The 14,361-nt window shown below is 69.0% G+C and carries 17 protein-coding genes; 12 read left to right on the top strand and 5 right to left on the bottom strand.

The annotated features are described in order from the left end of the window. Window positions 1-184: 184 nt before the first annotated feature. Window positions 185-559: a rhodanese-like domain-containing protein gene (locus AC3B5T_RS24200; protein WP_068972057.1), complete on the bottom strand. Its 375-nt coding sequence runs from the start codon at window positions 557-559 to the stop codon at window positions 185-187. Further along, window positions 556-1,212, bottom strand: a complete 657-nt coding sequence (locus AC3B5T_RS24195) for a cysteine dioxygenase (RefSeq protein WP_488358026.1) — start codon at window positions 1,210-1,212, stop codon at window positions 556-558. The genes AC3B5T_RS24200 and AC3B5T_RS24195 overlap by 4 nt, the downstream gene beginning before the upstream one ends. Before the next feature lie 437 nt (window positions 1,213-1,649). On the opposite strand from AC3B5T_RS24195, the gene fdxA reads away from it, so the two are divergent. Next, the gene (gene fdxA, locus AC3B5T_RS24190; RefSeq protein ID WP_004019217.1) at window positions 1,650-1,979 is read left to right on the top strand and encodes a ferredoxin; all 330 of its coding nucleotides are present in this window, start codon (window positions 1,650-1,652) and stop codon (window positions 1,977-1,979) included. 10 nt (window positions 1,980-1,989) lie between these two features. After that, a complete protein-coding gene (gene dapC, locus AC3B5T_RS24185) occupies window positions 1,990-3,132 on the top strand; it encodes a succinyldiaminopimelate transaminase (RefSeq protein ID WP_488358025.1) in 1,143 nt (380 codons plus the stop codon). A 12-nt stretch (window positions 3,133-3,144) separates the two neighbouring features. Here the strand turns inward: dapC and AC3B5T_RS24180 are convergent, their stop codons facing one another. Both AC3B5T_RS24180 and dapD read right to left on the bottom strand, forming a co-directional pair. Beyond that, window positions 3,145-3,390 (bottom strand): DUF3072 domain-containing protein, encoded by a 246-nt coding sequence (locus tag AC3B5T_RS24180; RefSeq protein ID WP_014927574.1) that lies wholly within the window; start codon window positions 3,388-3,390, stop codon window positions 3,145-3,147. 60 nt (window positions 3,391-3,450) lie between these two features. Beyond that, window positions 3,451-4,416: a 2,3,4,5-tetrahydropyridine-2,6-dicarboxylate N-succinyltransferase gene (gene dapD, locus AC3B5T_RS24175; RefSeq protein ID WP_014927573.1), complete on the bottom strand. Its 966-nt coding sequence runs from the start codon at window positions 4,414-4,416 to the stop codon at window positions 3,451-3,453. Between the two features lie 190 nt (window positions 4,417-4,606). On the opposite strand from dapD, the gene AC3B5T_RS24170 reads away from it, so the two are divergent. The 10 genes from AC3B5T_RS24170 (at window position 4,607) to AC3B5T_RS24125 (ending at window position 13,188) form a co-directional block, all read left to right on the top strand. Then, window positions 4,607-5,122, top strand: a complete 516-nt coding sequence (locus AC3B5T_RS24170; protein WP_488358794.1) for a DM13 domain-containing protein — start codon at window positions 4,607-4,609, stop codon at window positions 5,120-5,122. Between the two features lie 4 nt (window positions 5,123-5,126). Continuing rightward, window positions 5,127-6,227, top strand: coding sequence for a succinyl-diaminopimelate desuccinylase (gene dapE, locus AC3B5T_RS24165; protein WP_055475891.1), 1,101 nt, complete (start codon window positions 5,127-5,129; stop codon window positions 6,225-6,227). A 46-nt stretch (window positions 6,228-6,273) separates the two neighbouring features. Further along, complete coding sequence (locus AC3B5T_RS24160; protein WP_010841403.1) at window positions 6,274-7,065, top strand: LOG family protein; 792 nt, start codon at window positions 6,274-6,276, stop codon at window positions 7,063-7,065. A gap of 43 nt (window positions 7,066-7,108) precedes the next feature. After that, complete coding sequence (locus tag AC3B5T_RS24155) at window positions 7,109-7,645, top strand: LOG family protein (RefSeq protein WP_010841402.1); 537 nt, start codon at window positions 7,109-7,111, stop codon at window positions 7,643-7,645. A gap of 76 nt (window positions 7,646-7,721) precedes the next feature. Continuing rightward, window positions 7,722-9,524, top strand: coding sequence for a long-chain-acyl-CoA synthetase (locus tag AC3B5T_RS24150; protein ID WP_488358024.1), 1,803 nt, complete (start codon window positions 7,722-7,724; stop codon window positions 9,522-9,524). Between the two features lie 14 nt (window positions 9,525-9,538). Then, window positions 9,539-10,420 carry a dihydropteroate synthase gene (folP, locus tag AC3B5T_RS24145; protein ID WP_035717038.1) on the top strand — a complete coding sequence of 294 codons (882 nt, stop codon included), beginning with the start codon at window positions 9,539-9,541 and terminating at the stop codon, window positions 10,418-10,420. Then, window positions 10,417-11,448 (top strand): glucosyl-3-phosphoglycerate synthase, encoded by a 1,032-nt coding sequence (locus AC3B5T_RS24140; RefSeq protein ID WP_010841399.1) that lies wholly within the window; start codon window positions 10,417-10,419, stop codon window positions 11,446-11,448. Before folP ends, AC3B5T_RS24140 begins: the two co-directional genes overlap by 4 nt. Window positions 11,449-11,560: 112 nt before the next feature. Then, window positions 11,561-11,944: a DivIVA domain-containing protein gene (locus AC3B5T_RS24135; protein WP_044508070.1), complete on the top strand. Its 384-nt coding sequence runs from the start codon at window positions 11,561-11,563 to the stop codon at window positions 11,942-11,944. A 102-nt stretch (window positions 11,945-12,046) separates the two neighbouring features. Beyond that, on the top strand, window positions 12,047-12,214 hold the full coding sequence (locus AC3B5T_RS24130; protein ID WP_004019232.1) for a DUF3117 domain-containing protein: 168 nt from the start codon (window positions 12,047-12,049) through the stop codon (window positions 12,212-12,214). A 2-nt stretch (window positions 12,215-12,216) separates the two neighbouring features. After that, window positions 12,217-13,188, top strand: a complete 972-nt coding sequence (locus AC3B5T_RS24125) for a putative RNA methyltransferase (protein ID WP_488358023.1) — start codon at window positions 12,217-12,219, stop codon at window positions 13,186-13,188. On the opposite strand, the gene glgA is transcribed toward AC3B5T_RS24125, so the two are convergent. Beyond that, the gene (glgA, locus tag AC3B5T_RS24120; RefSeq protein WP_488358021.1) at window positions 13,167-14,333 is read right to left on the bottom strand and encodes a glycogen synthase; all 1,167 of its coding nucleotides are present in this window, start codon (window positions 14,331-14,333) and stop codon (window positions 13,167-13,169) included. The two genes, AC3B5T_RS24125 and glgA, sit on opposite strands and share 22 nt — an antisense overlap. Between the last annotated feature and the right edge of the window lie 28 nt (window positions 14,334-14,361).

Raw genomic sequence — 14,361 nt, 5'->3', positions numbered from 1 at the left:
CGGAGCTTGCGGAGGGCGCGTCACGAAGGGTCTTCGCAACCCGACTCACCAGGACCCTTCGTGACGGCCTCCGCAAGCTCCGGCCTCCTCAAGGAGCAGTGATTGGGCTCGCGCCGAGCACGGCGAGTTCTTTCGTAGTCCACGACGGCCGCCAGGCCGCAGACACCGACGTGCGATCGAAGGGTCAGCCGAGAACGGGTGCGAGCGCTTCGTATCCGCCGACGACGTCGGTGGCGCGATGTAATCCGAGATCCTGCAGCGCCGCGGCGGCGAGGCTCGACGTATAACCCTGGGAGCACAGGATGATCCAGCGGACGTCATGGTCGACGGCCTGGTCGATGCGGGCGTCGCTCGCCGGGTCGCATCGCCATTCGAGGACATTCCGTTCGATGACGAGGGCTCCGGGGGCCTCGCCCTCCTCCGCGCGCTGCGCCGCGGGACGGATGTCGACCAGAACCGCCCCGTCGGCCAGCTCGGCGGGGACGTCCGCAGCCTCGACCCGCGCGATCCGCGACCTTGCGTCGGCGAGTACGTCGTCGATGGTGCGGGGAGTGCTCATTCGGGCTGGTCGGTGAGAACGGTCCGGTTGCGGCGCAGGTGTCCGCCCTCGGAGATGTCGTAGTAGGACATCGCGGTCAACGGCGGTGAGTAGGCGTGCACGCTGAGCGTGGGCGTCACCAGGGCGACGGGCTCCTCGTTCGGCGACGAGTCCGGCGTGGCCGCAACCGGGTTCCGCACGACGTCGTGCACCCACCCGAGGGGGAAGGCGGCCTGGTCGCCGGCGTCGAGGATGCGCACCGCCAGATCGTCCCCCGTCCAGTGGTACTCGCGCAAGCTTCCCGACAGGACGGTCAGCGCGCCGAGCGAGCCGGCGTGGTCGTGGAGTTCGGTGGCCTCACCCGGCGTCCAGCTGATCAGCCACACGTCGACGTCGTCGTCGGCGTGCAGACGTGTCGACCAGCGGTGCCGCTCGTCCCACACCTCCGGAAGGAGTGCGTCGTGCCGGCCGTCGAGAACGTCCGCGACGCACTGGTCGGTGATGCGAAGGAGGTCGGCGGGCCGAAGCCGCGTCGGCAGGTGGCTGAGGGCGCGCGGGGCAGCGGTCACTGGACGCTCACGGAGCGACGAAGAGTTCCGCGCACGGCGGGCGGGGGAGAGGGACGGCGTCGAGGACGGAGATGCCCGTTCGGTGCGGGCGAGTGTGGAGGTCATGGCGAATCCTTGCGAGGGTCGATGGATGTGTGTGGCCGATCGGTTCAGCAACAGCACATCGACATCGACCGCGCCGTGGGTCGGTGCGGCACCCGAGCGCATGCGCCCACGGGGCGGTGGCCCGTGAGGACGGATTCGTCGACGACGATCATGTGCCCGAGACTGCCCGCCGACCGCCGTGGCGTCGAGGTTTGGCGGCACGCTGAGCGAAACCCGGGACGTCGGTTTGCCGCCCGAGTGTGATCCTCGTTACTCGAAGGGCGATCCAGGTGCTTCTCGACGGGGGCCGATTTCGTCGCAGCGTCCACCGGGGCGGATACTGTGGGGTGCGGTTCGACCAGCCCTCGGGCCGCACCGGCGCCGATGCCGGAGTGCTGTTCGACGCCGAACCGCGCTTCTCGTCGCGCCGACCCGGATCTTCCCTAGCGAAGGAGTGAGTGGTGACCTACATCATCGCGGAGCCTTGCGTCGACGTGTTGGACAAGGCTTGCGTGGAGGAATGCCCCGTCGACTGCATCTACGAGGGTGGACGCATGCTCTACATCCAGCCGGATGAGTGCGTCGACTGTGGTGCGTGCGAGCCGGTGTGCCCGGTCGAGGCGATCTTCTACGAGGATGATGTTCCCGACGAGTGGGAGCCCTACGTCAGCGCGAACGCCGACTTCTTCGACGACCTCGGTTCGCCGGGCGGTGCCAGCAAGGTCGGCAAGACCGATGCCGATCCGGCGTTCATCAAGGGCCTCCCGCCGATGAACGAAGAGGACTGACCGGCTCCGCATGAGCAGCTCCGTCTCCCGTGCGGCCGCACCGTTGCGTGTCTCCTCCACTCGTGTGAGCGGACGCCTGCCGGACTTTCCCTGGGACACGATCGCCGGCGCGAAGGCGACAGCCCAGGCTCACGCCGACGGCATCGTCGACCTCTCGGTCGGCACACCCGTCGACCCGGTGCCCGCCCTCATCCGCGACGCACTCGCCGACAGTTCGACGTTCCCCGGATATCCGACGACGACCGGAACGCGCGAGTTACGCGAAGCGGCCGCGGAATCGTTGATCCGACGGCACGGCGTCACGTCGCTCGACGAGACGGGCATCCTCCCGGTGATCGGGACGAAGGAGGCCATCGCCGGGCTCGCGTCGACCTTCGGGCTCGGTGCCGGCGACGACGTGGTCATCCCCGAGGTCGCGTATCCGACGTATGAGGTGAGCGCCCTGCTCGCGGGTGCCCGGCCGGTGCGCGCGGATTCGACCGTCGCCCTGGGACCGATGAACCCGGCCCTGATGTTCATCAACTCGCCGTCGAATCCGACCGGCAGGATTCTCGGCCTCGACCATCTCCGCAAGGTCGTGGGGTGGGCACGCGAGCGGGGAACCGTCGTCGTCTCCGACGAGTGCTATCTCGGCCTGAGCTGGGAGGGCGAGCCGCTGTCGATCCTCGACCCCAGGGTCTGCGACGGCGACCACACCGGGCTGCTCGCGGTTCACTCGCTGTCGAAGATCTCGAACCTGGCGTCGTATCGCGCGGGCTTCTTCGCCGGCGACCCCGAGCTCATCGGTGAACTCCTCGCGGTCCGCAAGCATGCCGGACTCATCGTGCCGTTCCCGATCCAGGGGGCGATGACCGCCGCGCTGCGGGACGATGCCCATGTCGACGAGCAGCGCGAACGCTATGCCGCGCGCCGTCGTCTGCTGAAGGGTGCGGTCGAGGCCGCGGGCTTCCGGGTCGACCACTCAGAGGCGGGCCTGTATCTCTGGGCCACCCGGGATGAACCGTGCCGGGAGACCGTCGACTGGCTCGCCGCGCGTGGAATCCTCTGTGCCCCCGGCGATTTCTACGGGCCGGCAGGCGAACGCCATGTGCGCATGGCGCTCACCGCCACCGACGGACGCATCGGTGCGGCGGTCGCTCGTCTGGCCGGCTGAGTCCCGGCCTGGTCAGCCGCGCCCGCTCTTCTTCTGCAATCGGTCGATCTCTTCGGAGGCCTCCGCCTTGGTGAGGTCGGCCGAGATCGTCTCACCGGCCTCCCGCGCGAGGGTGTCGAGGTAGCTGCGCTGCGCCCCGGTCATCGGCTCGTCACCGGTCACCCAGTCGTCGGGATCCTTCTCGGTGGAGTTTCCGGCGCCTGCGCCGAGGACCTCGTTCTCGGTGTCGTTCGTCGAACGATTGTTCGATGTGCTCATGAGCCCACCATACGTCGGGATCGCCGATCCGGCCAGTGAGCGGCGATCCCTCCGAGGGACTCAGTCGTTCTTGTGCAGGGCCTCGTTGAGGGCGATGCCGTCGCCCTTCCACGGCACGACCTCGACCGCGCCGGTCAGGCTGTTGCGACGGAACAGCAGGTTGGACTGTCCGGACAGGTCGCGCGCCTTGATCTGGGTGCCGTCGGGCCCGGTGACCTTGGTGCCGGCCGTGACGTAGAGACCGGCCTCGATGACACAGTCGTCACCCAGCGGGATGCCGCAGCCGGAGTTCGCGCCGAGCAGGCACCGCTTGCCCAGCGCGATGATCTCCTTGCCGCCACCCGACAGGGTGCCCATCGTCGATGCGCCGCCGCCGATGTCGGAGCCGTCGCCGACCACGACACCCGCGGAGATGCGACCTTCCACCATCGACGAACCGAGGGTTCCGGCGTTGAAGTTGACGAAGCCCTCGTGCATCACGGTGGTGCCGGCCGCGAGGTGCGCACCGAGGCGGATACGGTCGGCGTCGCCGATGCGGACGCCCCCGGGCACGACGTAGTCGACCATGCGCGGGAACTTGTCGATCGAGTAGACGGTGACCGGTCCACGCGCGCGGAGCTTCGCCCGCACCGACTCGAAGTTCTCGACCGCACAGGGCCCGTGGTTGGTCCACACCACGTTGGTGAGCATTCCGAAGATGCCCTCGAGGTTGGCGCCGTGCGGGGTGATGAGCCGATGCGACAGCAGGTGCAGTCGCAGGTAGACGTCGTAGGCGTCGATGGGTGCGGCGGCGATGTCGGCGATCCCGGTGCGGACCGCGATGGTCTTCACCCCGCGGGCCTCGTCGACTCCCACCAGCTCACGGAGGTGGGCCGGCGTCGACTCCTCGTCGAGGGTCACCGTCTCCGCGGTCTCGACACCGTCGAGTTCGGGCTCGGGGAACCAGACGTCGAGGACGACGCCCGGAGTCGAACCCCCGTCGATCACGGTCGCGATGCCAGTTGCGTGTGCGCCAGTAGAAGTCACGACACGTGAGTCTAGGTGATCGATGCCGGACGTCCACGCCCCGCCACCGACGCCGCGGCGCCGACCCGTCGTCATCCATTCGGCCCAAAGACCTGGTCACGCGTAGTGCGCCGCTCGTAGGGTCGCCACCATGACCGGTCATCCGCAGCCGCCCGCACCACCACGGCGCCGACGCCGGCGCTGGCCGTGGGTGCTCGGCGGGCTCGGCGTCGTGGTCATTGCGGCGCTGGCCGTCGGAGCCGCTGTCTTCCAGCCGTGGCTGATCTTCGTCGACACCGAGGTCGACGACGCGATCCCCGTGGCGGTCACCCCGACGACGTCGGCGCCGGGGCAAGCGCCTCCCGCCGGACCGGTGGTGGTCTCGCGGGGCGATCTGATCAGCCACGAGCACTCGACCTCCGGGACGGTCTCGATCATCGAGCAACCGGACGGGTCGCGGGTCCTGGCGATCGAGAACCTGGACACCACGACCGGCCCGGACGTCCACGTGTGGCTGTCGCAGGGGGACGTCGTCGCGGGATTCAGTGGCTGGCGCACGGCCGCCGGGGTCCCGCACGTCGACCTCGGCATGATCAAGGGGAACAAGGGCAACCAGGTCTACGAGATCCCCGCCGACGTCGACCTGGGTGACTATCCGTCGGTGTTTCTCTGGTGCGTGAAGTTCAGCGTCTCCTTCGGCGCCGCAGAGATGGGCTCACTACGGTGAAGGGGTGAGCATTCCCGATCTCGACCTGACCGCCGACCCCGTCGACCTGACCGCCGCACTGGTCGACATCGAGAGCGAGTCGCGCAACGAGTCCGCCATCGCCGACGCGGTCGAGGCCGCCCTGCGAACGCAGACAACCGGTTTCGAGATCATCCGGCACGGCAACCGCGTTCTCGCGCGCACCGATCGCGGTCTCGCCCAGCGGGTCATCCTCGCCGGACACCTCGACACCGTGCCGGTCGCGGGCAACCTCCCACACCGTCGTGAGACCCATCCCGAGGAGGGTGACGTCCTGCACGGATGCGGGACCGTCGACATGAAGTCCGGTGACGCGGTGTTCCTCCACCTCGCGGCGACGCTGCCCGAGCCCGCCTCGGATCTGACGCTCGTCTTCTATGACTGCGAGGAGATCGCGGCGGAGTTCAACGGCCTGAACGACATCGAGCGTGAGCTCCCCGAGTGGCTGGCCGGCGACGTGGCGATTCTCGGCGAGCCCACCGCGGGGCTCATCGAGGCGGGATGCCAGGGAACGCTGCGGGTTCGTCTGTCGACGACGGGCACCCGGGCGCATTCGGCCCGGTCGTGGATGGGCGACAACGCCATTCACAAACTCGGCGGTGTCCTGACCACGCTGGCGGGTTATCAGGCCCGCCGGGTCGACATCGACGGCTGTGAGTACCGCGAGGGGCTGTCCGCGGTCGCGGTCGGTGGCGGCGTCGCCGGCAACGTGATCCCGGACGCCGCGCACGTCGACGTCAACTTCCGCTTCGCGCCGGACCGCTCGGTGGACCAGGCGCTCGATCACGTGCGCGAGGTGTTCGCCGCCGATCTGGCCGACGGCACCCTCGGGCTGGAGGTCACCGATTCCGCCGCCGGCGCCCTGCCCGGGCTGGCGCATCCGGCGGCCGCGGCGCTCGTCGACGCCGCGGGCGGGCGCTTCCGCGCGAAGTACGGCTGGACCGACGTGTCCAGGTTCTCGGCGCTCGGGATCCCGGCCGTGAACCTGGGTCCCGGCGACCCCAACCTCGCGCACCGCGTCGACGAACGAGTGCCGGTGGAGCAGATCCGCGCGGTGACCGAACTGCTGCGCGCGTACCTGTCCTGACCTGCCGAGACCGTCCGGTCCGGGCGGCGCTGCTAGCGTGACCGCCATGTCGACCACGCCCGATCCCGCTGCAGCCGTCAACGAGGCCGACGAGGCCGGGGACGCCGACACCTGCTACGTCGGACCGATCCGGATCCGTCGAGACCAGCAGGGCAAGACCACCGACCGCCGGCTGCTGGAATGGGTCGACCCGCGCGACGCCGCGCGTCGTTCCGACCGGACCATGCGTGACTCCTGGCGCGTCCTGCGCATCCAGTCCGAGTTCGTCGCCGGGTTCGACGCGATGAGCGAGGTCGCCGAGGCCGTGACGGTCTTCGGCTCGGCGCGACTGCATCCGGATTCGCCGGAGTACGCGCTCGGCGTGCGCGTCGGCCGGGCGCTGGGCGAGGCCGGCTACGCGGTCATCACCGGCGGCGGACCCGGTGCGATGGAGGCTGCGAACCGGGGTGCGCACGAGGCCGGGGCGGAGTCGATCGGACTCAACATCGAGCTGCCCTTCGAACAGGGCCTCAACCCGTGGGTCGATCTCGGCATGAACTTCCGCTATTTCTTCGTGCGCAAGACGATGTTCGTGAAGTACGCGCAGGCGTTCGTCTGCCTCCCCGGCGGGATGGGCACGCTCGACGAGCTCTTCGAGGCGCTGACCCTCGTGCAGACCAAGAAGGTCGTCCGGTTCCCGATCGTGCTGGTGGGCAGTGACTTCTGGGGCGGACTCCTCGCCTGGATGCGCGACGTCCTCGCCGCGCGCGGGATGATCTCGCCGGAGGATCTCGACCTGCTCACCGTGGTCGACGATCCCGATGACGTGGTGGCCGCCATCGAAGCAGCCACGCCCTGAGGGCCGATATGACCTCGCCGGGCCGCGATGGCACGATTGCCCGGTGAGTGCTGTCTGTGTCTATTGCGCGTCCGGTCCCGTCGACCAGCCCTACCTCGATCTCGCCGCCGAGGTGGGGCGGACACTGGCCGAGCAGGGGCACGTGGTCGTCTCCGGTGGCGGGAACATCTCCATGATGGGAGCGCTGGTCAACGCCGCTCGCGAGGCCGGCGGCCACACGGTCGGCATCATCCCGCGGGCGCTGATGAAACACGAGGTCGCCGATCTCGGGTCGGGTGAACTCGTCGTCACGGAGACGATGCGCGAGCGCAAGCGACTCATGGACGAGCGCGCCGACGGGTTCATCACCCTGCCGGGCGGTATCGGGACGCTCGAAGAACTCTTCGAGACCTGGACCGGCGGATACCTCGGAATGCACGACAAGCCGGTCGTCCTGCTCGATCCTTCCGATTTCTACGCGCCGTTGCTCGACTGGCTGCGAGAGTTGTCGACAACCGGGTTCGTCGCCCGTCGATCGCTCGACCGACTGCTCATCACGCGCTCGGTGTCCGACGCGGTGGAGTTGGCAACGGCCCGGTGAGGCCTTGCTACCGGCCGGTAAGGTAGCGCGAGGGTGCGCGGGGCACTCGAAACGCCAGCGGGAGAGCGGAGGGCAGATGTCCCCAGAGGTCGAGCAGGACAGTCGGCAGCAGAGTGTGAAGAAGACGGTCGGTATCCCCGACCTTCTTCGTGGTGTGGTGAAGATGGCGCCACACGCGACCGGGATGATCAAGCACGCACCGGGGCTCATCCGACGCCCACCCGAGGCCAAGCGCACGATCGGTTCGGTCTTCCAGAAGCACGCGGCCGAACACCCCGACCGGCCCTTCGTCCGGTTCGAGGGCCGCACGACGACCTACGGCGAGGCCAACCGCCGGGTGAACCGTTATGCCGCAGCGCTTTCGGCCGACGGGGTCGGCAAGGGTGACGTGGTGGCGCTGCTGTCCAAGAACTGCACCACCGACCTGCTGCTGATGCTCGCCACCGTCAAGCTGGGCGCGATCGCCGGGATGCTGAACTACAACCAGCGCGGTGAGGTGCTCGAGCACAGCGTCGGACTGCTCGAGGCGAAGGTCCTCATCCACGATCCCGACTGCGCGGAGGCCTTCGAGTCGATCCCGGAGTCGGTCCTGCCTCGGCACGTGTACGACTTCGCCGAATTCGACGCCGCCGCCGAGGGGCTCTCCGAGGAGAACCCCGAGGTCACCGAGCAGCTGCCCGCGTCGACCAAGGCCTTCTACATCTTCACATCCGGCACCACGGGGATGCCGAAGGCGAGCGTGATGAGCCACAACCGGTGGCTGGCCAGCCTGTCCGGCATCGGTGGTCTCGCCGTCCGGTTGCGCCACAGCGACACGATGTACGTGCCGCTGCCGCTGTACCACAACAACGCGCTGTCGGTCTCGCTGTCCTCGGTCCTCGCCTCCGGGGCGTGCATCGCCATCGGACGGTCGTTCTCGGCGTCGAAGTTCTGGGACGACGTGATCCTCAACCGCGCGACGGCCTTCTGCTACATCGGCGAGCTGTGCCGCTACCTCCTCGCCCAGCCCGAGAAACCCACGGACCGCCAGCATTCCGTGCACACGGTGGTCGGCAACGGCATGCGCCCGGACATTTGGGACGAGTTCCGCGAACGATTCGGCGTCGACCGTGTCGTCGAGTTCTACGGGGCCAGCGAACTCAACCTCGCGTTCGTCAACGCGTTCAGCGTCGACAAGACCGCCGGCTTCTGTCCGCTCCCGTACAAGATCGTGGAGTACGACGAGGAAGGGAACCCGAAGCGCGGCGACGACGGTCGGCTCGTGAAGGTCGGCCGGGGCGGCAGCGGTCTGCTGCTCGCCCAGATCAGTGACCGGGTACCCGTCGACGGATACACCGACTCGGAGGAGACCGAGAAGAAGATCATCCGCGACGCCTTCAAGGACGGCGACGCCTACTTCAACTCCGGTGACCTCGTCCGCGATCAGGGCTTCGCGCACATCGCCTTCGTCGACCGGCTCGGCGACACCTTCCGATGGAAGGGGGAGAACGTCGCCACGACCCAGGTCGAAGGTGCGGTGGACTCCTACGAGGCCGTCGCCCAGTCGGTGGCGTACGGCGTCGAGGTCCCGGGAACCGACGGTCGTGCCGGAATGGTCGCGATCAAGCTGCGCGAGGGTGCCGACCTCGATCCGAGCGGGTTCGCCCGGCACCTCTACGACGCGCTGCCGTCCTACGCGGTACCGCTGTTCGTGCGGGTCGTCGACGACTTCGAGCAGACCTCGACCTTCAAGAACCGCAAGGTCGAGCTCCGCAAGGAGGGATACACCGACGTCGAGGCCGAACGGCTCTACGTGCTGCTCGGCAAGGAGAAGGGATACACCGACTACTACGACGGCTACCCCGACGACGTCGCCGCGGCCAAGGTGCCCAAGGGGTGAGTCCGACCCCGGAGGTGCCGGTGTCGCCGACGCTGTGCGGGCGTCGGGTGCCGACCGATCGCGCGCTGGTCATGGCGATCGTCAACCGCACGCCCGACTCGTTCTACGACCGGGGTGCGAGCTTCGACGACACCGCCGCCCAGGCGCACGTCGACCGGGTGGTCGCCGAGGGCGCCGACATCATCGACGTCGGCGGGGTCAAGGCCGGACCCGGTCGAGAAGTCGACGCCGCGACGGAGGCAGCCCGGGTCGTCGGGATGATCTCCTGGATCCGCGACCGCCACCCGGACGTGCTGATCAGCGTCGACACGTGGCGCAGCGAGGTCGCCGATCAGGCCTGCGCCGCCGGGGCCGACCTGATCAATGACACCTGGGCGGGGTTCGATCCCGAGGTGGTCGCCGTCGCCGCCGAACGCGGCGCGGGAATCGTCTGCTCTCACACGGGCGGCGCGGTGGTGCGTACGCGGCCGCACCGCGTCTCCTACGGGGATTCCGTCGACGCCGTGGTGGCCGATGTGCTCCGGGAGGTGACCTCCGCAGCCGACCGGGCGCTCGCGGCCGGGGTCCGTCGTGACTCCATCGTTATCGATCCGACGCACGATTTCGGCAAGAACACTCACCACGGGCTGGCTCTGTTACGCGGTGTGAAAGATCTTGTTAACACGGGCTGGCCGGTGCTGATGGCACTGAGCAACAAGGATTTCGTAGGGGAGACTCTGGGTACAGACCTAGCGCAACGATTGGAAGGGACTCTGGCCGCGACGAGTCTGGCCGCCGCCCAAGGCGCCCGGATCTTCCGCGTTCACGAGGTCGCAGCCACTCGTCGTGTGGTCGACATGGTCGCTGCCATCGCGGGAACGAGACCACCCGCCCGAACAGTCAGGGGACTCGCATGACCAAGCAGCAGAAGCGACGTAAGCCCAGCACCGTCAGCAGCCGGGACAAGGCCGCGGTGTGGCCGACAGTCGCACAGGCCCCGGGAACCGAGCAGCGTTGGTCGGCAACCCACACCTGGGAACAGCCGGAGTGGACGATCGACGAACTCGTGGAGGAGAAGCGCGGCCGGACGATCTCGGTCGTGCTCCCCGCACTGAACGAGGAGGAGACCGTCGCCGACGTCATCGCCACGATCATGCCGCTGTACGGAACCCTGGTCGACGAGATCATCGTCTTGGACTCCGGCTCCACCGACGCCACCGCCGAGCGTGCGCTCGCCGCCGGCGCCCAGGTGGTCACCCGCGAGGAGGCGGTGCCCGAGCTGGACCCGGTGAAGGGCAAGGGCGAGGTGCTGTGGCGTTCGATCGCCGTGGCGACCGGCGACATCATCGCCTTCGTCGACTCCGACCTCATCGACCCGGACCCGATGTTCGTGCCCAAGATGCTGGGCCCGCTTCTGGTCAACCCCGAGATCCAGCTCGTGAAGGGCTACTACCGGCGTCCGCTGCGCACCGGTGGTACGCACGACGCCAACGGTGGCGGCCGCGTGACCGAGCTCGTCGCCCGCCCCCTCCTGGCCTCCCAGAAACCCGACCTCACCGCCGTCCTGCAGCCGCTGGGCGGCGAGTACGCCGGCACCCGCGAGTTGCTGTCGTCGGTACCGTTCGCGCCGGGGTACGGGGTCGAGATCGGGCTGCTCATCGACACCTATGACCGCTACGGCCTCGCCGGAATCGGTCAGGTGAACCTCGGCGTCCGGACTCACCGCAACCGTCCGCTGGTGGAACTGGGGGTCATGAGCCGGCAGATCGTCGGAACCCTCATGCGCCGATGCGGTATCGGGGACTCGGGCGTCGGGCTGACCCAGTTCACCGCCGAGCCCGACGGGTCGTTCACGCCGCACACCACCGAGGTCTACCTCGAGGATCGTCCGCCGATGAACACCGTGCGGGTCCTGGACGCGAAGACCGAGGAGATGGCCTCCTAACGCGTCCCAGACGCCGACCCGGCGACGCCGCGCACCTGCACCGAGAGCGAGCCGTCGTCGGGTCTGTGCTGTGCCGGACCCTCGTCCGGCGGCTTCTGTCAGGATGGATCTCATGCAGACGCTGCTGCTGTACCTGCTGATCATGGGGCTCGTCGTCGCGGTCGTGTTCGCCGTTGTCTGGTTCGTGTTCGGACGTGGCGAAGACCTGCCGCCGGTCGAGCCCGAGACGACCCTCACCAGACTGCCGTCGGTGGGGATCACCGGCGACGACGTCCGCGCGTTGCGCTTCGCGCAGACACCGCGCGGCTACAAGCAGGCCGAAGTCGACTGGGCGCTGGCGCGTCTCGCGCATGAGGTCGACGATCTCCGCTCGGTCATCGCGCGCCTGCGCGACCGCGAGCCGGTGCCCGGGACGCATCCGGACGACCCGGCCGCCGACGGCGCCGAGAACGCCGCGGGAGCCTGGCGGTCGGGCCCGCCGACGGCCCCGGGGTAGTCGCACACCGGTTCTGCGCGGCGCGCGTGTCGCGCACTGGCAATCGTGTGAGACGCGGGCACGTATCATGTTCGGAGCAAGGACCTTGAAGGGAGCTTGAGAATGGCGGCAATGAAGCCACGTACTGGGGACGGCCCCCTCGAAGCGGCCAAAGAAGGGCGTGGAATCGTTGTCCGGATTCCGATCGAGGGTGGAGGTCGACTCGTCGTCGAGCTGACCGCCGACGAAGCAGCCGCGCTGGGCGAGGAACTCCGCGGGGTCACCGGCTGAACATGCCCCACGAGGGCAGTTCCCATGAGGCCCGGGCGGACACACCGACACCGCACCGGGCGCATGGCCTCAACTCGATCGTCGAGATCCTACGATGCCCGGTGTGCGCCGGGCCCCTTTCGGTCGACGCCACCTCGTTGCGTTGTCCCGCCGCTCACTCATTCGACATCGCGCGGCAGGGCTATGTCTCACTGCTCGACGGCCGGTCGGGCGCGTTGCGCGCCGACACCGCGGCCATGGTCGCCGCGCGGGCGCGGGTGCATGACGCCGGTTTCTTCGGCGCCGTGGTGGATTCCGTCGCCCGACGCGCCGCCGAGTTCGCGAGCGGACTCGCCAGGCCCGTGATTCTCGACGCGGGCGCCGGTGGCGGACACTATCTTCGCGCCGCGGTCGACGCGGGCGCAGCGGCGGGCGGTGTCGAACGCTCCTCCGTCGCCGGGATCGGCATCGACCTGTCCAAGTACTGCGCTCGGGCCATCGCCCGCGGCCCGCACTCACTCGCGGCGATCGTCGCCGACGTCTGGCGAGGACTGCCGGTTGTCGATGACGCTGTCTCGGTGGTGCTCTCGGTGTTCGCGCCCCGAAACGCCCCCGAGTTCGCCCGGGTGCTCGCGCCCGATGGCGCACTGATCATCGTGAGTCCGGGACCCGACCACCTCGCCGAGCTCATCGAACCGATGGGGATGCTGCGGGTGGACTCCGCGAAATCCGCACGTCTCCACGCCGCACTCGACGACGGTTTCGAGCTGGTCGACGAATCACCCCTGCGGTACACCGCGAGCGTCGACGCCGCGACCATCGGCGACCTGGTCGCCATGGGGCCCTCGGCATTTCACTCCGAGGAGGCCGATATCCGCTCGCGGGCAGATGCCTTCGCGGGGACGGGACGCGTGCCGGTGACGGTGTCGGTCGTGGTGACCACCTGCCGGCCGGCCCGCGGGCGACACCCCGGTCAGCGCCGGACGGACTCGTAGATCCCCAGGGTCTGCTCGGCGATCGTCGCCCAGGAGAATTCGGCGCCGGCGCGCTCGCGGCCGGCCGCGCCCATCGCCGCGGCCGCGGCTGCATCGGAACTGACCGCGTTCACCGTCTCGGCGAGATCGTGTTCGAAGGCCGCCGGATCGACGGGGTCGTACCGCACGAGGCGGCCGGTGACGTTGTCGCACACCACCTCGGGGATGCCGCCGACATCCGACGCCACCACCGCGGTACCGCAGGCCATGGCCTCGAGGTTGACGATGCCCAGCGGTTCGTACACCGACGGGCACACGAAGACCGTTGCCGCTGTGAGGATCTCGCGGATACGCGGGAGCGGCAGCATCTCGCGCACCCAGTGCACGCCGGGGCGTGACGCGGACAGTTCACCGACGGCCCGCTCGATCTCGGCGCCGATCTCCGGGGTGTCCGGCGCGCCCGCGCAGAGGACGAGTTGGATCTCCGGGTCGAAACGGTGGGCGGCGGCGACGAGATGCGCCACGCCCTTCTGCCGGGTGATCCGGCCGACGAACGCGACGATGGGCCGGGTCGGGTCGAGCCCGAGGGCGGTGGGCGTCGAATCGGGCCCGAACGGGTCGTCGACCGGATACCACTGTGAGGTGTCGATCCCGTTGCGCACCACGTGGACACGCTCGGGGTCCAGGCGCGGGTAGGTGTCGCAGATCTCGGTACGCATACCCGAACTGACCGCGATGACGGCGTCGGCGTACTCGACCGCGTTGCGTTCGACCCAGCTCGAGACCCGGTACCCGCCACCGAGCTGCTCGGCTTTCCACGGACGCGATGGTTCGAGCGAATGCGCGGTGAGGACGTGCGGCACGTCGTAGAGCGTCGCGGCCAGGTGCCCGGCGAGACCGGTGTACCAGGTGTGGGAGTGCACGACATCGGCGTCGGCCGCGCCGACGGCCATCCGCAGGTCGGCCGAGAGCGTGGTGATCGCCGCATTCGCCCCGGCCAGCCCCGGGTCGGGGATGTACACCGCAGCGGTCTCCCGCTCGGCACCCATGCAGTGCACGTCGACGGTGATGAGATCGCGGAGATGGCGGACCAATTCGGTGACGTGGACACCGGCACCGCCGTAGACCTCAGGTGGATATTCTCGTGTCATCATCGCCACCCGCATGATCTCGACGCTAGTGCCATCGAGCGCA

It is taken from the genome of Gordonia sp. G4, assembly GCF_057770005.1.
The sequence above is the reverse complement of the archived record's forward strand: the minus strand, read 5'-3'. Positions and strand labels throughout refer to the sequence as shown.

Bases quoted from the DNA above. Each gene is read 5' to 3' on its own strand.
- AC3B5T_RS24180 (WP_014927574.1), bottom strand. From the start codon at position 3,390: ATGAGCACATCGAACAATCGTTCGACGAACGACACCGAGAACGAGGTC.
- glgA (WP_488358021.1), bottom strand. From the start codon at position 14,333: ATGCGGGTGGCGATGATGACACGAGAATATCCACCTGAGGTCTACGGC.
- AC3B5T_RS24195 (WP_488358026.1), bottom strand. From the start codon at position 1,212: ATGACCTCCACACTCGCCCGCACCGAACGGGCATCTCCGTCCTCGACG.
- AC3B5T_RS24135 (WP_044508070.1), top strand. From the start codon at position 11,561: ATGCAGACGCTGCTGCTGTACCTGCTGATCATGGGGCTCGTCGTCGCG.
- AC3B5T_RS24125 (WP_488358023.1), top strand. From the start codon at position 12,217: ATGCCCCACGAGGGCAGTTCCCATGAGGCCCGGGCGGACACACCGACA.
- AC3B5T_RS24200 (WP_068972057.1), bottom strand. From the start codon at position 559: ATGAGCACTCCCCGCACCATCGACGACGTACTCGCCGACGCAAGGTCG.
- dapC (WP_488358025.1), top strand. From the start codon at position 1,990: ATGAGCAGCTCCGTCTCCCGTGCGGCCGCACCGTTGCGTGTCTCCTCC.
- AC3B5T_RS24140 (WP_010841399.1), top strand. From the start codon at position 10,417: ATGACCAAGCAGCAGAAGCGACGTAAGCCCAGCACCGTCAGCAGCCGG.
- AC3B5T_RS24130 (WP_004019232.1), top strand. From the start codon at position 12,047: ATGGCGGCAATGAAGCCACGTACTGGGGACGGCCCCCTCGAAGCGGCC.
- AC3B5T_RS24150 (WP_488358024.1), top strand. From the start codon at position 7,722: ATGTCCCCAGAGGTCGAGCAGGACAGTCGGCAGCAGAGTGTGAAGAAG.
- AC3B5T_RS24160 (WP_010841403.1), top strand. From the start codon at position 6,274: ATGTCGACCACGCCCGATCCCGCTGCAGCCGTCAACGAGGCCGACGAG.